The sequence below is a fragment of the Lederbergia graminis genome, assembly GCF_042655485.1.
GTDB classification, from domain to species: domain Bacteria; phylum Bacillota; class Bacilli; order Bacillales; family Bacillaceae_C; genus Lederbergia; species Lederbergia graminis.
On the sequence record NZ_JBHSMC010000025.1, the window covers coordinates 35,178 to 56,011 of the forward strand.

At 36.1% G+C, this 20,834-nt stretch carries 19 protein-coding genes; 11 read left to right on the top strand and 8 right to left on the bottom strand.

The window, feature by feature from the left end; all coding sequences use genetic code 11:
• Positions 1 to 82 precede the first annotated feature (82 nt).
• The 7 genes from ACFPM4_RS16515 to ACFPM4_RS16545 form a co-directional block, all read right to left on the bottom strand.
• Positions 83 to 406, bottom strand: coding sequence for an AzlD domain-containing protein (locus ACFPM4_RS16515; protein WP_144926205.1), 324 nt, complete (start codon positions 404 to 406; stop codon positions 83 to 85).
• A complete protein-coding gene (locus tag ACFPM4_RS16520) occupies positions 397 to 1,116 on the bottom strand; it encodes an AzlC family ABC transporter permease (RefSeq protein WP_144926208.1) in 720 nt (239 codons plus the stop codon). Before ACFPM4_RS16520 ends, ACFPM4_RS16515 begins: the two co-directional genes overlap by 10 nt.
• Before the next feature lie 398 nt (positions 1,117 to 1,514).
• Positions 1,515 to 2,684, bottom strand: a complete 1,170-nt coding sequence (locus ACFPM4_RS16525; protein ID WP_144926211.1) for an aminotransferase — start codon at positions 2,682 to 2,684, stop codon at positions 1,515 to 1,517.
• Entirely contained in the window at positions 2,681 to 3,184 is a 504-nt protein-coding gene (locus ACFPM4_RS16530) for an Lrp/AsnC family transcriptional regulator (RefSeq protein ID WP_144926214.1), read from the bottom strand. Before ACFPM4_RS16530 ends, ACFPM4_RS16525 begins: the two co-directional genes overlap by 4 nt.
• A 260-nt stretch (positions 3,185 to 3,444) precedes the next feature.
• A complete protein-coding gene (locus ACFPM4_RS16535; protein ID WP_186324817.1) occupies positions 3,445 to 3,597 on the bottom strand; it encodes a hypothetical protein in 153 nt (50 codons plus the stop codon).
• A 103-nt stretch (positions 3,598 to 3,700) separates the two neighbouring features.
• Positions 3,701 to 3,844, bottom strand: coding sequence for a sporulation histidine kinase inhibitor Sda (gene sda, locus ACFPM4_RS16540; protein WP_382354171.1), 144 nt, complete (start codon positions 3,842 to 3,844; stop codon positions 3,701 to 3,703).
• A gap of 423 nt (positions 3,845 to 4,267) precedes the next feature.
• Positions 4,268 to 4,753: a hypothetical protein gene (locus ACFPM4_RS16545; protein ID WP_382354174.1), complete on the bottom strand. Its 486-nt coding sequence runs from the start codon at positions 4,751 to 4,753 to the stop codon at positions 4,268 to 4,270.
• A gap of 272 nt (positions 4,754 to 5,025) precedes the next feature.
• Here ACFPM4_RS16545 and tagU point away from each other — a divergent pair, with 272 nt between their 5' ends.
• The gene (tagU, locus tag ACFPM4_RS16550) at positions 5,026 to 5,973 is read left to right on the top strand and encodes a polyisoprenyl-teichoic acid--peptidoglycan teichoic acid transferase TagU (RefSeq protein WP_144926223.1); all 948 of its coding nucleotides are present in this window, start codon (positions 5,026 to 5,028) and stop codon (positions 5,971 to 5,973) included.
• 857 nt (positions 5,974 to 6,830) lie between these two features.
• On the opposite strand, the gene ACFPM4_RS16555 is transcribed toward tagU, so the two are convergent.
• Positions 6,831 to 7,646 carry a hypothetical protein gene (locus tag ACFPM4_RS16555; protein WP_382354177.1) on the bottom strand — a complete coding sequence of 272 codons (816 nt, stop codon included), beginning with the start codon at positions 7,644 to 7,646 and terminating at the stop codon, positions 6,831 to 6,833.
• A gap of 662 nt (positions 7,647 to 8,308) precedes the next feature.
• Here ACFPM4_RS16555 and ACFPM4_RS16560 point away from each other — a divergent pair.
• From ACFPM4_RS16560 to ACFPM4_RS16605, 10 genes are all read left to right on the top strand, one after another.
• Positions 8,309 to 9,403 carry a Gfo/Idh/MocA family protein gene (locus tag ACFPM4_RS16560; protein ID WP_144926229.1) on the top strand — a complete coding sequence of 365 codons (1,095 nt, stop codon included), beginning with the start codon at positions 8,309 to 8,311 and terminating at the stop codon, positions 9,401 to 9,403.
• A 149-nt stretch (positions 9,404 to 9,552) separates the two neighbouring features.
• Positions 9,553 to 10,107 (top strand): DUF6241 domain-containing protein, encoded by a 555-nt coding sequence (locus ACFPM4_RS16565; RefSeq protein ID WP_382354181.1) that lies wholly within the window; start codon positions 9,553 to 9,555, stop codon positions 10,105 to 10,107.
• A gap of 16 nt (positions 10,108 to 10,123) precedes the next feature.
• The gene (locus ACFPM4_RS16570; RefSeq protein ID WP_382354183.1) at positions 10,124 to 10,354 is read left to right on the top strand and encodes a hypothetical protein; all 231 of its coding nucleotides are present in this window, start codon (positions 10,124 to 10,126) and stop codon (positions 10,352 to 10,354) included.
• 501 nt (positions 10,355 to 10,855) lie between these two features.
• Positions 10,856 to 11,788 carry an ABC transporter permease gene (locus tag ACFPM4_RS16575; protein ID WP_382354319.1) on the top strand — a complete coding sequence of 311 codons (933 nt, stop codon included), beginning with the start codon at positions 10,856 to 10,858 and terminating at the stop codon, positions 11,786 to 11,788.
• Between the two features lie 15 nt (positions 11,789 to 11,803).
• Positions 11,804 to 12,703 (top strand): carbohydrate ABC transporter permease, encoded by a 900-nt coding sequence (locus ACFPM4_RS16580; RefSeq protein ID WP_382354186.1) that lies wholly within the window; start codon positions 11,804 to 11,806, stop codon positions 12,701 to 12,703.
• A gap of 263 nt (positions 12,704 to 12,966) precedes the next feature.
• Positions 12,967 to 14,625 carry an extracellular solute-binding protein gene (locus ACFPM4_RS16585; protein WP_382354189.1) on the top strand — a complete coding sequence of 553 codons (1,659 nt, stop codon included), beginning with the start codon at positions 12,967 to 12,969 and terminating at the stop codon, positions 14,623 to 14,625.
• A gap of 142 nt (positions 14,626 to 14,767) precedes the next feature.
• Positions 14,768 to 16,618 carry a cache domain-containing sensor histidine kinase gene (locus ACFPM4_RS16590; RefSeq protein ID WP_382354192.1) on the top strand — a complete coding sequence of 617 codons (1,851 nt, stop codon included), beginning with the start codon at positions 14,768 to 14,770 and terminating at the stop codon, positions 16,616 to 16,618.
• Entirely contained in the window at positions 16,611 to 18,125 is a 1,515-nt protein-coding gene (locus ACFPM4_RS16595; RefSeq protein ID WP_382354195.1) for a response regulator, read from the top strand. Before ACFPM4_RS16590 ends, ACFPM4_RS16595 begins: the two co-directional genes overlap by 8 nt.
• A gap of 113 nt (positions 18,126 to 18,238) precedes the next feature.
• Positions 18,239 to 18,994, top strand: coding sequence for a phytanoyl-CoA dioxygenase family protein (locus ACFPM4_RS16600; RefSeq protein WP_382354198.1), 756 nt, complete (start codon positions 18,239 to 18,241; stop codon positions 18,992 to 18,994).
• A 417-nt stretch (positions 18,995 to 19,411) separates the two neighbouring features.
• Positions 19,412 to 20,665 (top strand): GntR family transcriptional regulator, encoded by a 1,254-nt coding sequence (locus ACFPM4_RS16605; RefSeq protein WP_382354201.1) that lies wholly within the window; start codon positions 19,412 to 19,414, stop codon positions 20,663 to 20,665.
• Positions 20,666 to 20,834 lie beyond the last annotated feature (169 nt).

Below are 20,834 nucleotides of genomic sequence, written 5' to 3' on the forward strand. Positions count from 1 at the left end.
CTCCATCATGCCCACCCATATCGAAAAAACAAAAAAGCGGTCACGCAATAATCCAGCGTGACCACTTTCTACATACACTATATTAAAATAACAACCGAAGTAACATCATTGATATAATTCCTACTAAAACAGTTGCTAGCAAACTCCGGGTTAAAATGGCAACAGCAAATGTTGGTAGTGCAGCGAATAGATCGAGATTTTGATGAATAGAAAAATCTCCGTCAGCTAAAAGTAATTCTTGTCCTACAAGTGCAGCCATAACGGCGACTGGAACATGGCTGAGCCAGCGCATGCTCCATTCCGGTAAATTTATGCGGCTAAGAGCGACGAGAGGGAGCACCCTTGGTACTACGGTTACGAATGCCGATCCGATAATGATGAGCAGAATATAAGGATTTACTTCCATTTCTCCACCGCCATTCCAATGGTTGCAGCCCCGATAATAGCTACGATTACACCTATACTAGTGGATGTCACAAGGCTCACACCCACAGCAATGACAACGCCGCTAAGGGCAACGATGATATCTAGTAACCATTTTTTGCGCGCGAACATTTGTAAAATAAGCAGACCAATAAACATAGATGGCAAGGCAAAATCTAAGCCAAATTGTTCTGGGTCTTGGATCCATTCTCCAAAATAGGCCCCAGCTATCGTGGCAAGAAACCAGTTTATGTAAGCTGCTACATTTAGTCCATGCATCCATTTCTCGCTTAATATTTTTTTGCTTGTCGCTTCATTCATTGCAACACCAAATGTTTCATCCGTTAATAAAGAACCAATGAGTGTATTTTTTAACGGAGAGAGATGACGCAAGTATGGCGATAGCGCAGCACTGAGGAGTAGGTGTCGCAGATTTACAAAGAAAATCGTAAATATAATCGCAGCTGCAGAGGCATTTACAGCTATCATTCCTGCTGCAATGAACTGAGCAGAACCTGCATAAATGAGCAAACTCATTAAACCAATTTCCGCTACACTTAACCCAGCTGTTTTTCCGACCACACCAGCCGCAAATCCAATGCTTAAGTAACCAAGTAAGGTTGGGATACAGGCTCGCACCCCATCTAAAAAACTATTATCCTCTTTAATAAGAACGCTACTTTCTGTTTTCATATGTACACCTCAAAGAAGTAATTCTACTGTTTAAAAAGTCTTAATACTGCTATTTTACTAAAAATAATTAAAGATAGCTTCAGAATGTCTTACACCTATTATTACCTCAACTAAAAAAGATTCTCAACACAATGCTGAGCACCACTTATCTTTTTCTATTAGCTCTGTTAAACTCTGTTGTTGATTTTCGCTCCTGTACACTCGCTTTCCGCGGGCACGGCCTCAGCTAACTTGGCAAAGAAAACCGCTTTGCCAAGTGGATCTTCGGCTCGTGCTGTTCCCGCAGGAGTCTCGTGTACATCCGCTACAATCAACTAAGTTGTTAACAACAATGAACTTTAACAGATCATTTCTATTAAAAGCGCCAAACTATCCATTAATAGTTTGGCGCTTATGCGTTATTTTTCTAAAGAGGCTATGAATCTAGCCATTCTTTTTATTGCTTCTTGTAATTGTTCTAAGGACGTTGCATAGGAACATCGAACAAAACCTTCACCGCTTTCACCAAATGCGGAACCAGGAACAACTGCTACCTTTTCCTGCTTTAGTAATTGCTCAGCGAATTGTTCTGAGGTGAGTCCTGTTTTTCGAACGGAAGGAAATACATAGAAAGAGCCGCCAGGAGTATGGCAATCCAACCCAATATTATTTAGTGATTGGACGAAGTAATTCCTTCTTCTACGATAACTATTTTTCATAATTTCCACATTATCTAAATCACGTAATGCTTCAATCGCGCCGTGCTGTAACATATGTGGAGCACACATAGTAGTATATTGATGGATTTTTAACATTACCTTTGCAAATTCAGTAGGTGCCGTTACAAAGCCTAGTCGCCAACCTGTCATCGCAAAACCTTTGGAAAATCCATTTATTAATATCGTTCTTTCATACATTCCATCGATAGAAGCTATGCTAGTATAGCGTTCATCATATGTTAATTCTGCGTAAATTTCATCCGAAATGGTAATTAAATCATGATTTATAATCACTTCGGAGATTTCACGAAGGTCGTCTTTATTTAAGTATGTCCCTGTAGGATTGTTAGGTGAACATAGTAAAATCGCTTTTGTTTTGTCTGTTATCGCTTCTTCAATTTGTGCTGCGGTTACCTTGAATCCATTCTCTGCAGAAGTTGCTAAAGGAACAGGTGTCCCACCAGCAATCGTAACGAGTGCCGAATAAGAAACAAAGGCTGGCTCAACAATTAACACTTCATCGCCTTCATTTAATAAGGCACGAAAGGCAAGGTCCAAAGCTTGACTAGCTCCTACTGTAACAATGATCTGATCTTCAGGGTTATACGTAACCGAAAATCGACTGTTTAAATAAGAAGCTATTTCTTGGCGCAATTCCAGTAGACCAGGATTTGCAGTATAGGAAGTAAAGCCCGCCTCTAGAGATGCGATGGTTGCTTCTCTTGCAGACCATGGTGTGACAAAATCAGGTTCCCCAACCCCTAAGGATATAACCCCTTTCATACTTGCGGCTAAATCAAAGAACTTTCGAATCCCAGATGGTTGGATTTGCTTAGCTGTATCGGATAAATAGGAATCATAATCTTTCACGGTGATACCACCATTCTACGGTCAGTATCTTCATTTCCATCCAAAATAACCCCATCATGCTTATATTTTTTCAACATAAAATGTGTCGTAGTAGAAACAACATTTTCAATAGTAGATAGTTTATTGGAAACGAATGTAGCAATTTCCTGCATTGTTCTACCTTCGATTGTGATCGATAAATCAAATGTTCCTGACATTAAATAAAGGGAAGTCACCTCGGGGAAGCGGTAGATGCGTTCTGCAACTTCGTCAAAACCAACACCACGCTTCGGCGTCACCTTTACTTCAATCATAGCGACAATCGTATCTTTTCCTTGGACTTTATCCCAATTAATCAAGGCAGGATAACTAACGATAATATTTTCTTCTTCTAACTTTTTAATCGTATTTTCAACCTTCTCACTGGTGGAGTTAATCATTTTCGCGATATCTTCTGCAGATACTTTATGACTTTCCTCTAATATCGTTAATATTTCAATCTCTTCGCTTGTAAGCTTCATTGTAAAAAACCTCCACTTTACTTAAAGTAAAAACATGCGGAAACAATCTAAACAAAATATATCACAACTTTCCGACAAGTGACAGGTACCTCCGTAAAAATGTCGAAAAAACTTTATTGTCTTTCAAGTATGGAACGAATGCAAAAAAAAAAACCAAAAAAAACAGCAGTCTTACATAGGTAAAAAGGCTGCTGTTATAAATTATGGTCTGTAGTAATGTTTTATCATTTGAAAAGTATATGAAAAACGAGGGAAATTTCCTATTTTTCATACGTAATTTTTTTAACTGCATTTAATAAAACCTGTATGTCTTTCATGATATCAACTCGCATATTTAGTGGGGATCTTTGAAAGTCATCAAGTAGACGATAAATTTCCCTCATAAATAATTTTGTTTCATCCAGGTTTTGCAAAGGTAGCCCTCCCCGGAGAGTTCATTATTGTAATGAAAGTGAGTGAGGGAATGAATTATTTTCAGATGTTTATTGAAACGTTTGAATTGAATCTACAAAAAAATTAATCAGTTACCGCTTGCGGTAGTAATAGCCCTCTTTTGTCAATTTCCTCTTCTAAGAGCGTAATAAAAACTTGATCAATGTCATCTAACGCTTTTGCTTTTTCATACGACAAAAGTAGATCCTCATCTGTAAGTAGTTCCATTTGCTCCTCCTTAACACTTATTATCCATTTAACCAAATTTCTTTTATGATAAACCTTTATTTAACTCCATATAAAAAAGTATCTATCCAAATCTAGACTAAATACCTAAGAATGGAAGATATTTGATAGAGATAAAGTATTGTATAATGGCTGACTTATAGTAAGTAGCTAGTATGGGCACGCATGTTGCAAATCAGGAGGATGTAACTGGAAGGTGCGCACTAACACAATCCTTCCAAAATACCACGCGCCCTGTATATTACTTTTTTCGAAAGGTTTTTATTCGGTTATGGAAATATTACTTTACAACCAATACTTTAACATAAAATTCCATACAAAGTACAACAAAATTCAAATAAAAAGTTCGACATCTTTTAACAATTCTCTTTATTGAAATTATGGTATGGAGCAAAGTTATCGGAATTATTCCTTATGATGAAACTGATAGTCCCAAGCAATTTTCCACTGGTCCTCTTCCTGTATGACAATCACGTCCTGTAATATTTGCAAGTTTCCATATTTACTTTCGTATGTCTGTGTCACTTTTACCTTATATACATCTTCAAATGTTGGAGAGTCACTTGTTATTCTCCACGTCTCTAATTTTTCTGGTTCTTCTATTGTAAAAGAAAAAGTTTCCACACCAAAATGGTTCATAAACACATGAGCACGGTCTTGGATATAGTGTGGCTTTTTAAATTTCTCTTGCATAATAGGGTGGAAAAGCATCCAGGAAGAGGAATACATCCCTTGCTGCTCTAACGTGTAAAATTCCGTTACAACTTTTTTGACTTCATCCGTAGGTTTGCATGTTATGAAAGAAATAATCATAAAACAAAAGAAAATACTAATGATAAGAACAAGCACAAATATAAGGGTCGTTTTCTTGTAACGATAATATGCAAACACGTACATCCCCCCAACACACTAATAATTCATCATATTCTTTTCACAAAAAGATTATTCGGACATGAATATTCATCCAAGAGGAAATTGTCGAATCAAGAGTAGCTGTACACCATAAACGTAACAATTTTGTTATTGATTAGGCAGAAGGGGAGTGCGATAATAGATGATGTGACTAAAGATATTTACAATTATTACCTACTTGGAAAAATGAAACTTTTTGTCGATAATGAACGTCTACTATTATGAATTACAAATGGAGAAGGGACAAAACGATGGAAACTACACAAAGACATACACCCAAAAAAAAGAGAAAAGGGTTAAAAATTTTTCTCATCATATTAGTTGTCATATTAGCTGCAATAACCGCTTATGGATATTCAATTTATCATAATATTAATAAAGCTGTATCAACGGTTCATAAACCAATTGAAAGAACACCAGAAGTAAAAAGGCCAACAGATTTACAACTTACAAAAAGAGAACCATTTTCTGTTCTTTTACTTGGAGTGGACGAGCGTCCTGGTGATCGCGGACGTTCCGATACGATGATTGTAATGACGGTGAATCCGGATAAAAAATCTATGGAAATGTTAAGTATCCCTCGTGACACACGCGTGACGCTCGTAGGTCGTGGTACAGAGGATAAAATCAACCATGCTTATGCCTTTGGTGGTGTGGAAATGTCCATGAATACAGTGGAACGTTTCCTCGATATTCCAATTGATTATTATATTAAAATGAACATGGAAGGCTTTAAGGACATCGTCGATTCTGTCGGTGGAGTAACTGTAAATAATGACTTGGAATTTTCTGCAGGGGGGACAACCTTCCCTAAAGGAAAAATAGATTTGAATGGTGCAGACGCTTTAAGTTATGCAAGAATGCGTAAACAAGATTCACGTGGTGATTTCGGAAGACAATTAAGACAACGTCAAATCATTCAAGGAGTCATTAATAAAGGTGCCAACATTTCAGCACTATGGAAATATGATGAGATATTAAAAGCAATCAGTAAAAACGTAGAAACGAATATTAGCTTTGACGAAATGCTAGATATTCAGAAAAACTACGCGGATGCTCGTCACAACATCGAACAATTACAAATTGCTGGTACTGGAAAAATGATTCACAACGGCAAACAAAATATTTGGTACTATATCGTATCAGATGAAGAACGCACGAAAGTACAAAACCGTCTAAAAGAACATTTAGGATTATAAGTAAAAAGCTCCTTGGATAAACCTAGTTTTGCCCAAGGAGCTTTTTTGTGTGTGCTGTTATAAGAGACTTGAGAGCAGTTATCACGATGATTCGCCTCTGGGTCTGGGGGTAAATCTGTCATGAGCCGTGCTATCACGACGGATTATACATGGATTAAAGCTAGGACTCGTCTTGAGAGCGGTTATCACGACGGTTCATGCTTAGATTAATGCGAGGACATGTCTTGAGAGCAGTTATCACGACGGATAATGCGTGGATTAAAGCTAATACCTGTCTAGAGAAGAAGTATCACGACAGATTATGCCTGGATTTAAGCTTGAACCTGTCATGAGCCGTGCTGTCACGACGTTTTACCAGTGTGTATAAGCTTGAACCTGTCATGAGCCGTGCTGTCACGACGTTTTACCAGTGTGTATAAGCTTGAACCTGTCATGAGCAGTGCTATCACGACGTTTTACCTGTGAGTATAAGCTTGAACTTGTCTTGAGAGCAGTTATCACGATGGATTTAAGCTAGAACCTGTCTTGAGCAGTGCTATCACTACAATTCCCCCGTGGATATAAGCTTAAACCAGTCTTGTTACTTACTATCACGACGTTTCATCCTTGAATATTTGCTCACACTTGTCTCGATAAGTATTGTCACGACAGATAAGCAGTAACTTTTCGCTTAATCTGTCTTGATGAACGTTATCATGACACTTTATTCAAAGAACTAGCAGGAAACGGTAGAGAGGTCTAAGATTAAGGCAGATTTGCAGTTCGTTTCATCAAATATAGGCCATGACCAAAGGTTAAACACCAACTGTGAATAAAATAAAAGCACCCCTCCAAATGGAAAGGTGCTGTTTATTATCTTATAGAGAGTCTAAGCTTATTTCGTTGATCAATTCACCAATTGTAGAATCCATAATAATTCCGCCAACGATTGCAGTTAGGATAGAGAATACTACAATATATAAGATGTAGCTGTAGAATGGATCGATAGTAGTTGCTCTTTGAGTTAAATATCTACCCATTAAGTAAAGTGGTACAACTAATGTAGCAATTACAGATGCTGCAATAATTAAGATAGTTGCAAACACAAATGCTTTTACTAAAATTAGTAACAATCCTGCAACAAGAACAACGATTGCTCCATTTAGTAACGCACCATAGTGAGTAATGATTGTTTTAAATGAAAAGTCTGGTCCGAAAAACTTAGTAATTAGGAACATAGATACAACCACAATGGCCATCGATAATAACGTAAAGAAGAATGAACTTGCAATAGTTGAGAACCAGTTAACATCTTCTAATAGGAGTTCAGCAAAGCCACCCATAGTTGCTTTAAAGATTTGTACAACTAACGTATAAACCGTAATACTAGATAATAAGGCAAAAATAACAATTGAAATAATGCCGTTAATAAATTCATGACCTGATTGTAAAATAGCAGTTGGATTTTTCAAATATCTTAAATAATATGACCAGTATTGCTTAGATGTTTCCTTCACTTTTTCCACGTGAACATTTGGCTCACCTGGTTGTACCGTTTGTTGTGTGTTTACTGTGTACTCATTTTGAGGAGCATTTGTAGTGTTTACTTGTTGGCTAGTAGCCTCCATCGCAGCTCCACATTTCCCACAAAATTTTCCAGTTGCTTGTTCATTACCGCAATTTGCACATTGCATCAAAATTCCCTCCAAATTCCATGTTCATTTGTAAGTAGCAAGGCCTACGTACATCATATGTACCAGCTATTCAAATATTCTGATATGTGCCGATACAAACTTTCTTTTTGTTAGCTGGTGCTTCTTTTTAACGTAATTTTTTACAGGAAAGTAAACGAATATTATGAATCTACTAAACATAAAAAAAAAATGACATTAGCGACACACGCAAATATAAGAAGAAAATAAGTTCTAGTTCCATTGTAACAATAGAAAGTGTTAGCATTGGATGTCATCTTTACGTAAATAAGATCCTATAAGATTATTACCAGCTGCAAAAATTCCGCAAAAAGTAAATCCGACTATGTAATTATCCCCTCCTAATATAGAAAATACAAAAACCTATACATGATTCTATCATAAATATTACAAAAAGGTAACAATTATACTTCTTCCTATTCAATATAAATAGCCTTGGAAATATACTTGTTTCCTGTAATTTTAATAGGAATAAGTACCTAATTGTATAGACGCTAAGTCAATACAAGAAATCCACTACTAATAAAAAGTAATCATGTAATTTAAGAGATTAGTTGACAAATAAAAAAATGTTTGTATTGACTAAAAGTTTGAAAGCGTTTAAATTATAAACGAAGTTAGATTTTAATAAAGGGGATGCTTACATGTCTGAAAAGTTAAAAGTTGCTATTGTTGGTTGTGGCGGAATTGCGAATGGCAAGCACTTACCTAGCTTGTCCAAAGTGGAGCAAGTAGAGTTAGTGGCATTTTGTGATATTGAAGTAGACAGAGCCGAGAAAGCTGCTGCACAGTATGGAGTAGCAGATGCTAAAGTTTACGAGAATTATAAGGAATTATTAGAAGATGCATCAATTGATGTGGTTCATGTTCTAACACCTAATAGCTCTCATGCAGAAATCTCAATTGCTGCATTAGAAGCTGGAAAACACGTAATGTGTGAAAAGCCGATGGCAAAAACTTCAGAAGAAGCACGACAAATGGTAGAAGCAGCAAAACGTACAGGCAAGAAGCTGACAATTGGATATAATAACCGTTTTAGACCAGATAGCTTACATCTACATAATTTGTGTGAGCGCGGTGATCTAGGAGAAGTTTATTTTGCAAAAGCACATGCAATTCGCCGCCGTGCAGTACCAACTTGGGGAGTATTCCTTGATGAAGAAAAACAAGGTGGAGGCCCTCTTATCGATATCGGTACACATGCACTTGATTTAACATTATGGATGATGAATAACTATAAACCAAAATCCGTTATGGGAAATGTTTATCATAAACTAGGATCAAAAGAAAATGCTGCTAATGCTTGGGGTCCGTGGGATCCAGAGAAATTTACAGTGGAAGATTCAGCATTTGGCTTTATTACAATGGAGAATGGAGCTACTATCGTTCTTGAATCTAGCTGGGCATTGAACACATTAGATGTAGATGAAGCAAAAGTATCTTTAAGTGGTACAGAAGCTGGAGCTGACATGAAAGATGGTCTTCGCATTAACGGCGAGGAATTTGGTAAACTTTACACGAAAAAAGCAGAACTTGATGCTGGTGGGGTTGCATTCTATGATGGAAAAATGGAATCAGATGCAGACCTAGAAGCAAGACTTTGGATTGAAAGTATTATCAATGATACAGAGCCTTTAGTAAAGCCAGAACAAGCATTTGTTGTTACACAAATCTTGGAAGCAATCTATGAATCTGCAAGAACTGGTAAAGCTGTATATTTTGATGAAGTACTAGTATAATAGAAGGACTTATATATGGTGGTCAATAAGTAGAGAAATCTATTTATTGATCACCATTTTTATATACTTCTGTTAAATTGCGAATCTTCTGTTATAATAAAAGTTAAAGTTGATCTAAATGAAACCGCTATCATTTTAGAAGGGTTTGTGTGGAAAAGAAAACTCTTTGGATATTAGCAGCAATGGCAGCATGTCTAGCATTGGTATTCGGATTTATTGTTTGGAGAGACATTAAAGGAGTAGTGAAAGAGCAAGAAAAACCAGAACCAGTAATGAATATAGTAGCTGAAGTCGAGGAAGGACTCGTGGAAAGCGAATTAGAAGAGTACACGGAAATGAATCCGTTTCATGACAAAATTTCACCAGAGCGATTAAATGATGCAAAAGTACAAGAATATATTCATAAAATGTCGCACCAAAAAGTGAAGGCAGACGTGAAGATCGGTTTCTATCAAATGACTCCTGAGCGAATTAATTGGTTACTAGCATCTCTAGATAAAGCGAAGTTGGAACATGAGGAATTATACAGAGAAATTCTGATTAGGTGGAAGAATGGGGATTTTTCTATAGCAGATAAAGATCATAATGCCATTTGGGATTTGGAAAATGGTTCAATAGGTCGAGCAACGGGTTTATTGACTCCTGAAGAAGAGGTTGCATACATAGAAACTTCGGAAGAAGGCTCAACATATACACCACAATAAGTGGAGGAGGAAGATAATGAGTAAAACAAAATTTATATTTAGTTTGCTATTAAGTGTTATTGCGAGTCAATTTATATTTGGTTTCTTAGATTCGTTAGGATTGTATTTTTCATTAGCTAATGTTTGGCATTTTATATTTGGCGAGCCAACCGCATTTTCCGTTACTATCGTTACGCTCATTACGATAGTGCTATGTTATTTTCCCATTCGTTTTCTATATAAAAGAAATGTAGAATCTAAATACTAACAATTGAGGTTTATTTCTTTCCAATTGTTATTCCCCTTAAAAGGTTTTAGTCGCTCACATTAATATCCTACAACTGATCCAAGATGGAATCTTCTTAATAAGCCCTTTAATATCAATTTTAATAAAGGCTTAGACAAAATGAATTGGCATGGATGTAAATCCGAACAATGTAAGTGGAGCTATACCGCTTCGGAAATACACTTCGCTGGTAACTATAAAATTTTTATAATTGATAAAGTGACCGAACTATCTTGTTTTGAAACAAGTTATAGTTCGGTTTTTATTTGCAACCATATTCCTTTATGAAAAAAACTCATTTTTTTGAGGAAATGCTGGAGTTCGTTTACTAGTGAACAGACGCCTAAAATTCTGCTCCCTTTTCCAAAAATATAGCGCTTACATACCTGCGGGTAATTCCTTAAGATAAAAGTAAGGTTGGCGCTATCCTTATTCGTGGAGGTGTTTTAGTTGAAGGGGAAAGTAGAGAATAGAGAGCTTGTCATTACCCCAAGTAAAGGATCGAGATTTAAGAAGTTAATGAAGGATATCGCTTCACAGAAACAAATACAGATCATGGCGCTACTTGGTGTCGTGTGGATGATTGTTTTTAACTATTTTCCAATGTATGGATTAATTATTGCATTTAAAGAGTATAGTGTGATTCGCACCATTGCAGAGGCACCATGGGTTGGCTTAATGCACTTTAAAGAATTTGTGCAAGATGATTATTTTTGGATTGTTATCAAAAACACACTTGGTATTAGTTTAATCAAGTTAATTATCGGGTTTCCATTACCTATTATTTTTGCATTATTATTAAATGAATTGACATCGCTGAAATTTAAGAAAATGGTTCAGACGATTACATATTTACCGCATTTTCTTTCCTGGGTTGTACTAGGAGGTATTTTAACAACTTGGCTTGCAGATATTGGTATCATTAATGATATTTTAATTGGCTTAGGGGTTACCAATGAGCGGCTAAACTTTTTAGCAGAACCAGAATATTTTTGGGGAATTGTTGTCATCTCCGATATATGGAAAGAGTTAGGGTGGTCGGCCATCATTTATTTAGCGGCAATCGCTGGTGTTTCTACCGAATTATATGAAGCAGCAACAATCGATGGAGCGAATCGCTTCCGTAGAATCTGGCATGTGACACTACCTGCAATTAGACCAACCATTACAATTCTATTTATTTTAGCAGTTGGTGGCGTATTAAATACGAACTTCGACCAAATATTAGTGCTACGTAACGCATTGAACGAAAGTGCGAGTAGTGTTATTGATATTTACGTGTACAATGTTGGGATTCAAAATTCACGATTCTCCTATGCAACGGCAGTAGGGTTGCTGAAGTCAATCATTGCTTTCATACTCTTATTATCTGCCAATAAAATTACGAAAAAACTTGATGGAACATCCTTGTTTTAAAAGGGAGGGATACACATGTTAAGACTATTAAAACGAAATAGAAGAACAACGAGTGAATACATTTTTGATAATATCAACATTCTTCTCATGATTTTCATCTGTTTCATCACGCTTTATCCTATCTGGTATGTCATCGTGAATTCCTTAAATGAAGGAATGGATGCGATGAAAGGTGGTATCTATTGGTGGCCGAGAGAATTTACATTGGATAATTACAAAGCAGTTCTTTCCAATGAAGGTATTTTAACTTCGTTTGGGGTTACGGTAGCAAAAACAATCATCGGTACCATTTCTCATGTGTTCTTCACAGCGATGGTTGCATATGCGCTGTCGCGTAAGGATTTACGAGGAAGAAATATATACATGTTTGTTGGTATTGTTACGATGTTCTTTAGTGGTGGATTAATTCCATATTTCCTACTTCTACGAGATATTGGATTATTAAATAACTTTTTAGTGTACATTATCCCAGCATTATTTAATTTCTTTCATTTAATTATTTTCGTGTCCTTTTTTAGAGAGCTTCCTACTTCACTTGAGGAGGCAGCAAAAATTGACGGAGCAAGTGATTTGAAAATATTCTTCAAAGTAGTTATTCCTTTATCGATGCCAGTAATTGCAACGATTGCCCTTTTCCAAGGTGTATACCAATGGAATGATTATTTCGCAGGGGTCATTTTTGTCAATGATGCGGACCTGCAGCCGATTCAGACTTATTTATATAAAGTGGTAGCGGAATCGAGCTCCAATCAAATGATGGTCAATGCTCCAAGTGGAGTTGCGGCGAAATCATTAACATCACAATCTTTAAAACTAGCAACAATGGTGATTACAACGTTACCGATTGTACTCGTGTATCCATTTTTACAAAAGTACTTCGTCAAAGGAATGTTGATTGGTTCCGTAAAAGGTTAATACATTTAGTAGTTCTTCCTCTATGAGGAATTCACATTTTAATAAAAGTTCTGTTAATCTCTGTTGTTGATTTTCGCTCCTGTACACTCGCTTTCCGCGGGCACGGCCTCAGCTAACTTGGCAAAGAAAACCGCTTTGCCAAGTGGATCTTCGGCTCGTGCTGTTCCCGCAGGAGTCTCGTGTACATCCGCTACATTCAACTAAGTTGTTAACAACAATGAACTTTAACAGAGCCTTAATAAAAAGAGAGGGGTTATGAAAAAATGAAGAGAAAAAGATGGCTGAAAAGCCTGTATCTCATGTTTGTTGTTTCCATTATAGGAGCATTGCTTGTGGCCTGTACATCGAAAAAAGACAGTGATTCTGTCATTAATCAGAAGCCGCAAACTGAACTAACGGAGGATGAACCAGGTTGGAAAGAGGATACATCTCCAATTACGTTCGATTGGTATATTAACTTCTCTTGGTTTGCAAGTAAGTGGGGAAATGACGCAACTTCCAAATATATTACGGAAAAAACAGGGGTAACTTTAAACCTAATCTCCCCTGCTGGTAATGAAGCGGAAAAAATGAATACGATGATTGTGTCAGGTGATCTGCCAGACTTCCTTACATTGTCTTGGGGGGAAGATGCTGTTAAACAAATGATTGAAGGAGAACTAGTACTTCCATTAAATAAACTTGCTGATCGTTATGATCCATATTTCTTTAAGGTATCGGATGCAGGGAAATTAGAGTGGTATCGACAAGAAGATGGTAATGTTTATGGATATCCAAATGCCTCTTCTTCACCAGCTAATTTTGATAAATATAAGGATCAAAAGCCATCTAACCAAACATTTTTAGTACGTAAAGATATGTATGAAGCAATTGGTAGCCCAGACATGAGAACACCTGAAGGCTTCCTCAATGCATTAAAGAAGGCGAAAGAAGAATTTCCAGAAGTAAATGGTGCTCCACTAATTCCATTAGGTTTACATGAGTTTGGTGATAATGGAAACTATTCATTAGAAGGATATTTACAAAATTTCTTAGCAATTCCGATGGAAAAAGACGGCGAATTATATGACCGTACGACAGATCCAGAATATCTAAAATGGTTGAAAGTATTTAGACAGGCAAATGAAGACGGACTATTAGCGAAAGATATTTTCATAGATAAGCGTCCACAAATGGAAGAAAAAATTGCGCAAGGCCGTTATTTTGCAATGCTGTATCAACGAAGTGATATGCAAGCACAGCAATTAGGACTTTACCAAAATGATCCAGATTCTGTTTATATTGCAGTAGATGGGCCAGCAAATTCTAATCTAGACGCACCAACACTTGCTGGTGACGGCTTATCAGGTTGGACGATTACGCTAATCTCTAAAAATGTAAAAGATCCAGAAAGAGCCATTCGTTTTATGAGTTACTTAATTAGTGAAGAAGGTCAACGGGATATGTATCTTGGTCCTAAGGGAGTAACGTATGACACGATTGATGGTAAGGATCAGTTCAAACCGGAAGTTCTAGAATTATTAAATAGTGACAGAACTGCATTTGACCAAAAATATGGAGCTTCTCATACATTCTGGATGTTAATGGATACCGACATGCAATTGCAATGGCAGCCACCAACTTCGGAGCCGTTTAAACAACTAGAGGATTGGACAAAAGGAAAAACGCAAAGCTTTGCAGTATATGATGATATTAACCCACAAGGTACATCATCAGAAGGGGTAGCGAATACGAAAATAGCCCAAGAATGGGGTAAAACTCTTCCGAAGCTAATATTAGCAGAATCTGATAGTGAGTTTGACAAAATTTTCGATGAGTTTATTGAAAAACGTGATGAATTAGGATATAAGAAAGTCCGTGAGTACCAAACGAAGAAGTTCCAAGAAAATAAGGCGAAAATTGAAAAAGCAATGAATCAATAGATACGTGTACTATAGTGAGAAATCCTCCTAGATTTTAGGAGGGTTTTCTCACTTCAATGGTATTGAAATCCTCGTTTCTTAAAGTAAATGATTGTGTGATAATGGAGTTATGGACAATATGTAGGATGTGGTCATCATATTTATGAAAAAAATAGCGAAAAGCATCTATCAACGATATAGCCAGTTATCCTTGCAAAACAAATTCGTCGTTTTGTATGTAATGTTGTTTATGATTCCTGTCATTATCATCGTTTTCTTTTATTCGAATGCATTTTACAAAAATGCGGTCAAAGATAGTAAAGAACAAAATGAATATTTGATGGAAATGGAAAAAATTCATATCGAAAAGAATATAGAAACGATGCGTGAATCAGCACAAATGATAGCATCTGATGATCACATCATCGATTTTATCAGCAATAGAAACGAGCGAACTGTAAGTGAATTAATTGAATTTCAACGAGAACATATAACGAAAATGGTGAATGTGCAAACAGTAAACCCTAGTATTAATCATTTCCGCCTATTTATGGATAATGAATCAATGTATGAGATGTGGCCGATTTTATATAAAGAATCTCGTATTGTGGCAACACCGTGGTATTCCGAAGTAATGAATCTCGATGGAAAAGAGCTATGGTGGCTAAAGCACGATGATATAGACTTATTATCGAATATTAAAGAAGAAAGGCCAAAGATCTCCTTGTATAGAAGGATTAATGATTTGTATGGAAACCATCTAGGAATTATTGAAATTTCCATGCTGCAAAGTAATTTTTTTCCACGGATGTTTAGTCCGATTTCAGATGGAATGTCTGAGATGATCGTCATTAATAATGATGAAGAAATCTATACAAACCCAGCAAATAATTTTTTGCAAGATGAAAAGTTTAGTAGTGAAGATTATCGCATTATTTTAGATAAGTTAACAGATGAAGAAGAAACGGATAGTTTTTTATTAACGAATCGTCATATCCCTTATTTAGTCGTTGCGACATATGTGAAAGATATCGATGTCCATATGGTTAATGTCATTTCACTTCAAGATATTTATATGGAAACGAAAAAAGCTAGAAATGTTACATTAATAACAGCAATGGTTATTTTATTTATTTTATCAGTACTTACGTATGTCATTATTTCGCTATTACTGAAAAAATTGTATAGGTTAATAGATAATATGAAACAAGTGGAAAAAGGAGATTTTTCCACTGAAATAAATACAGATGGTCATGACGAAATTGCTATTCTTGCGTTTCACTTTAAACGAATGCTAAGTAAAATTAATACATTGATTGCGGATGCAGTGTATAAACAGGCAGTGACAAAAGATACCGAATTAAAAGCATTGAAAACACAAATTGATTCTCATTTCCTCTACAATACATTAGAAAATATTAAGATGATGGCGGAAATAGAGGGGAAATATGAAATATCTGATTCGATCACTTCTTTAGGTGAAATGATGCGTTACAATATTAAGTGGAAAAATGAATATGTCGTATTAAGTGAAGAAATTGCACATATAAAAAATTATGTTGATATTATGAATCTGCGTTTGAATCGACCACTTTCACTTGTAGTAGATATACCTGATCAGTTACGAGATCAAGAAATATTAAAGCTATCGCTGCAGCCTATCATTGAAAATGCCATCAAGCATGGTATCGAACCAAATTCGATGAAGGATGAGGAGTCGACCATTCATGTGAAAGCATATTTGCAACACCAAACAGTAATCATCGAGGTAACCGATAATGGGGTAGGGATGGATACCCAGCAATTATATACGCTTAATCGAAAAATTAATGGACTAAGTAATGATCAGTCCACGAGTGAAGACGGAATTGGCTTGCGAAATGTCCATGAACGTATCGCTTTGTTTTATGGAAAAGGGTATGGAATTTCCGTGAAAAGTGTGAAAAACGAATATACATCAGTGATGATTAGACTGCCTTATTTAATCATAAGGGGGGCGAGTAGGGATGCATAAGCTATTAATTGTGGACGATGAAAGGAATATTCGACTTGGGATTCAAGCAATGATTAGTCGAGCATTCCCAGAAACATTCGAATTTCTTTTAGCTAGTAACGGGTTGGAAGCTCTTGAACTATTAAATTCAAATGATATTGACATCTTATTAACTGATATTAAAATGCCAGAAATGGACGGTATTCAACTTGTCCAATCCATACAAAATCTCGCATACAAACCAACTGTTCTTATCATTAGTGGCTATGACGATTTTCAATATGCGAAAGAAGCAATTAAATTTCGCGTCAAAGATTACTTATTAAAACCTATCAATCGCAATGAATTAAAACAAACTTTAGAACGTGTTCTACTGGAAGCAGAAGTCGAACAAAATACAAAAAAAGCTGCTAATGAATATTGTTCCAATCAATTAAATTATATTTTTATCCACCCGAAGATACGGGAAGAAGAAGTGAATAAGATTGTCACGAACCTACAATTGGATGCTTTTATGGACGGTTATTATGTTGGGGCAATGAAGTTCCATGAATCTAGTGAGGAAGAAAATGTTGCCTATGTAGAAGATATGATTGCTAAGTATTGTAGTGGCAGTGAATATTTCTGCTTTCGAGACAAGGATGGGAACGTAATTATACTCACTTGCGAGGAACAGTTATTTCATACACTAAAATCACATATGAAATCAAAAAGATCATCACTAGGGATAAGTGTCAGACATACTCACTTAGAACATATTAAAACCGCCTATGAGCAAGCTGTTTTTGCCCTGAAAAATTATTTTCTTTATCCAGAAAAACCGCTCATTCATTTTAGTCATGTAAATAAGAGTAAAATCACCGATCATGATATACCAGTAGATAACTTGAAGAAAATTTTTCATATGATTGGCACCAATCGAGAACAGGAAATTAAAACGTGTTTACTAGAAGTATTAAATTTAGAGGAAATCACACATCAAGGAATTGAGTATATGGAGTTACTCAGTAGGTCCATTAATACGATTATTCTAGATGCTGCCTACCACAGACTAGGTGAGGATTCGGTAGAAATTTTAAAACGCTATGATAAAGTAGGGTATATTTATCATTTTAAGAGTTTTTATGACTATTTTTATGCATTGGAAGAGATGATTTTTCTTTTACATGAGTATCAAAAACAGTTAAAATCTGTATACTCTGAGCAAAAGTATATGGAAATGGCCATCAAGTATATACATGACAACTATAACCAAGATATAAATTTAGCAGTTGTGTCTAATTATGTTTCCTTGAATTATTCGTACTTCAGCCATATGTTTAAAGAATATACTGGCCATAGCTTTGTTGATTACTTAAAGAAAGTGCGGATTGAACAGGCAAAAACATTACTGACTAGCCCTGAATTAAAAATTTATGAAGTTAGCAGTTTAGTAGGGTATAAAAATCCGAAGCAATTCACAAGAGTTTTCCGAGAGTTTGTAGGAATTGCTCCAAAAGAATATCAAGAAAAATTACTTAGCGACTGATGGTAGTGGAGAAATCCGGGAATATTTTAAGTTCCCGGATTTTTTGTGGTTGTATTTGTCCTAATCGGTTCATATATTGTTTGGGAATATATTAACGAATAGGGAGTGAGAGTGTGATTCAATCTCAAGATGTAGAATTTTACAAGGAAAATGGATATTTGCTAGTGAAAGGTGTATTTAATCCAGAAGAGGTTGCTGAAATGAGAACGGCAGTGGAACAAATTTTAAAGCGAGCTGTACAAGCTAATAAAGATGTGAACCACACATGGCAAGGGGATTATATTCCTGAAGAAGAACTGAAACAACTGGATTTAAAAGGCTTCCATGATGTCCATTATCATGATGCAGCATTCACAAAAGCAGTTGCACATCCAAAAATGGTAGCCATTCTCTCGAAATTGATTGGTCCAAATGTTCAATTGCATCACTCTAAAATGCTGGTAAAACCACCAGAAAACGGTGCAGCATTCCCGATGCATCAGGATCATCCGTATTTTCCGCATGAAAGCCATTCGATGTTAGCAGCAAGTGTTCATTTAGATGATGCAGATGAACGAAATGGCTGCATCCATGTCATACCTGGCTCACATAAACAAGGTCCGATTGAACACGAAGGCAGCTATTACTTGAGTAGTGAGGACTATCCGATAGATTCGGGTGTTGCTTGTCCAGCGGAAGCAGGCGATGTATTAATCTTTAATTATTTAACGATTCATGGCTCCAAACCAAACCGTAGTGAAAGAACACGACGCAATGTCCTATTTCAATATCGTGACCCAGAAGATCTTCCAACAAAAAATGTCCACGTCAATTGGGGACAAGGCCTAATGATTGCTGGAGCAAATGTAAGGAAATTTATGGAGAGTTAGTGGACATGTTAGTTGAAAAATGTCGTTGAGAAGATTATTTGAAGCATGTCTAATGGACATTTTACAAGGGAATCGTGGTCGAACTGTCTAATAGAATGCTTCTAATGGACATTTTACAAGGGAAATGAGGTTGAATTGTCTAATAGATTGCCTCTAACAGACAATTCACCAGCAATCCAACATTCAAATGTCCAATAGCTCTAGGCTACCTACATTTTACCAAAAACAAACAGCAAAATACTTTTCCAAGGGGGAGGTCCAATTAAGGATCTCCTCCTCTTTTAATCTAAAAAACCTCAAGTACCTCTTCATCGAAAAATATGACTTTTTTCCTACAATTATAATTTTTTTGTTTGCGCCAAATGATATATTTGTTATAATGATTTAAAACAATCAAGGGAAATAGGTGTTGTGATGATGGTGCGTGGGAGCAGAGAGCCGCTTTATTTGCAAATCCATGAGTATTTTAAAGAGCTGATCTCTACAAATCAATTAGCTGCTCATGAAAAAATTCCAACAGAAAAAGAAATTATGCAACAATTTAATGTAAGTAGAATTACAGTCACAAATGCACTTGCGGAACTAGTGAAAGAGGGGTTAATTTATCGAATTCCTGGAAAAGGTAGTTTTGTCCAGGATGGAGCGCAGCAATTAGCAGTCTCTAAGCAGGATGCTTCGGAGGAATCTACGCAACTAGAAGAACCTCAATTTGAATTACTACCAGCTGAAAACCTACAACATAGAAATAATAACACCAACTATGAAACTCCTATTCTAGAAGAAAAAACTGAAAATTCCGGGGTAACTGTAACAAATCGTAAAGTTATTGGTTTAATCCTGCCAGTGATTGAAGATTTCTTCGCGATTCGATTAATTAATGGGATTTATGAAGTATTTAATGAATCGGAATATATGGTGACACTTATGCTAAGTCAGAACTCTAAACAGCAGGAGCGCGAGGCAATTCGTGAACTATTGCGCATGCAAGCAGTAGGGTTACTCATATTCCCAGTGGATGCAGAAATTTATAATGAGGATATTTTAGAATTAAAAGTAAAAAACTTCCCGTTTGTATTAATTGATCGCTACTTACCAGGTGTTGAAACGAACTATGTATGCTCTGACAACGTGGAAGGAGCAAAGCTAGCTGTTTCTCATTTATGGGATTTAGGGCACCGAAACATTGCCATTTGTTCAGATTCAGCACTACCAACAATTACAGTCGATCACCGCATTAAGGGTTATATGGATGCACTCAAGGAACGTGAGACAATGATTAATCCCAACTTAATTGTGACCGATTTCAAAGTAGGTGCTGGTCATGTGGATGAAAATCATATTTTATATGATTTTATCAAGAATCGTCATGCAAGTGCTTATATCGCATTAAATGCCAAGTTAGGTGTTTATATCGCACGTATTGCTAAGGAATTATCATTACGAATTCCGGAGGATATATCGATTATAACGTTTGATGATCCTTCATTTGATACGGACTTTGGCGTCTACACCCATATATCTCAATCTGAACAAGATATTGGCCGGGAAGCAGCTAAAATTCTTATACAAGTTTTGGAAGATCAAAAACAAGATCGAATCATTCATTATCGAAAAAAGAATCTTTCACCTAAATTAATTGTGAAGTCTACTACTGGGCCAGTACCTCAATAACTAGCTAATAATACCTCCGAATATAAGGAGGTATTTTTTTCTGAAAATCTATTGACATAAATGATGTAATTGTTATAATGACATAAGACATATTAGATAATTCTAATTACTTATATGATTAATACTTCATCATGAATCTCATCAGCAATTCCTTCAAAAGCGCAAAACT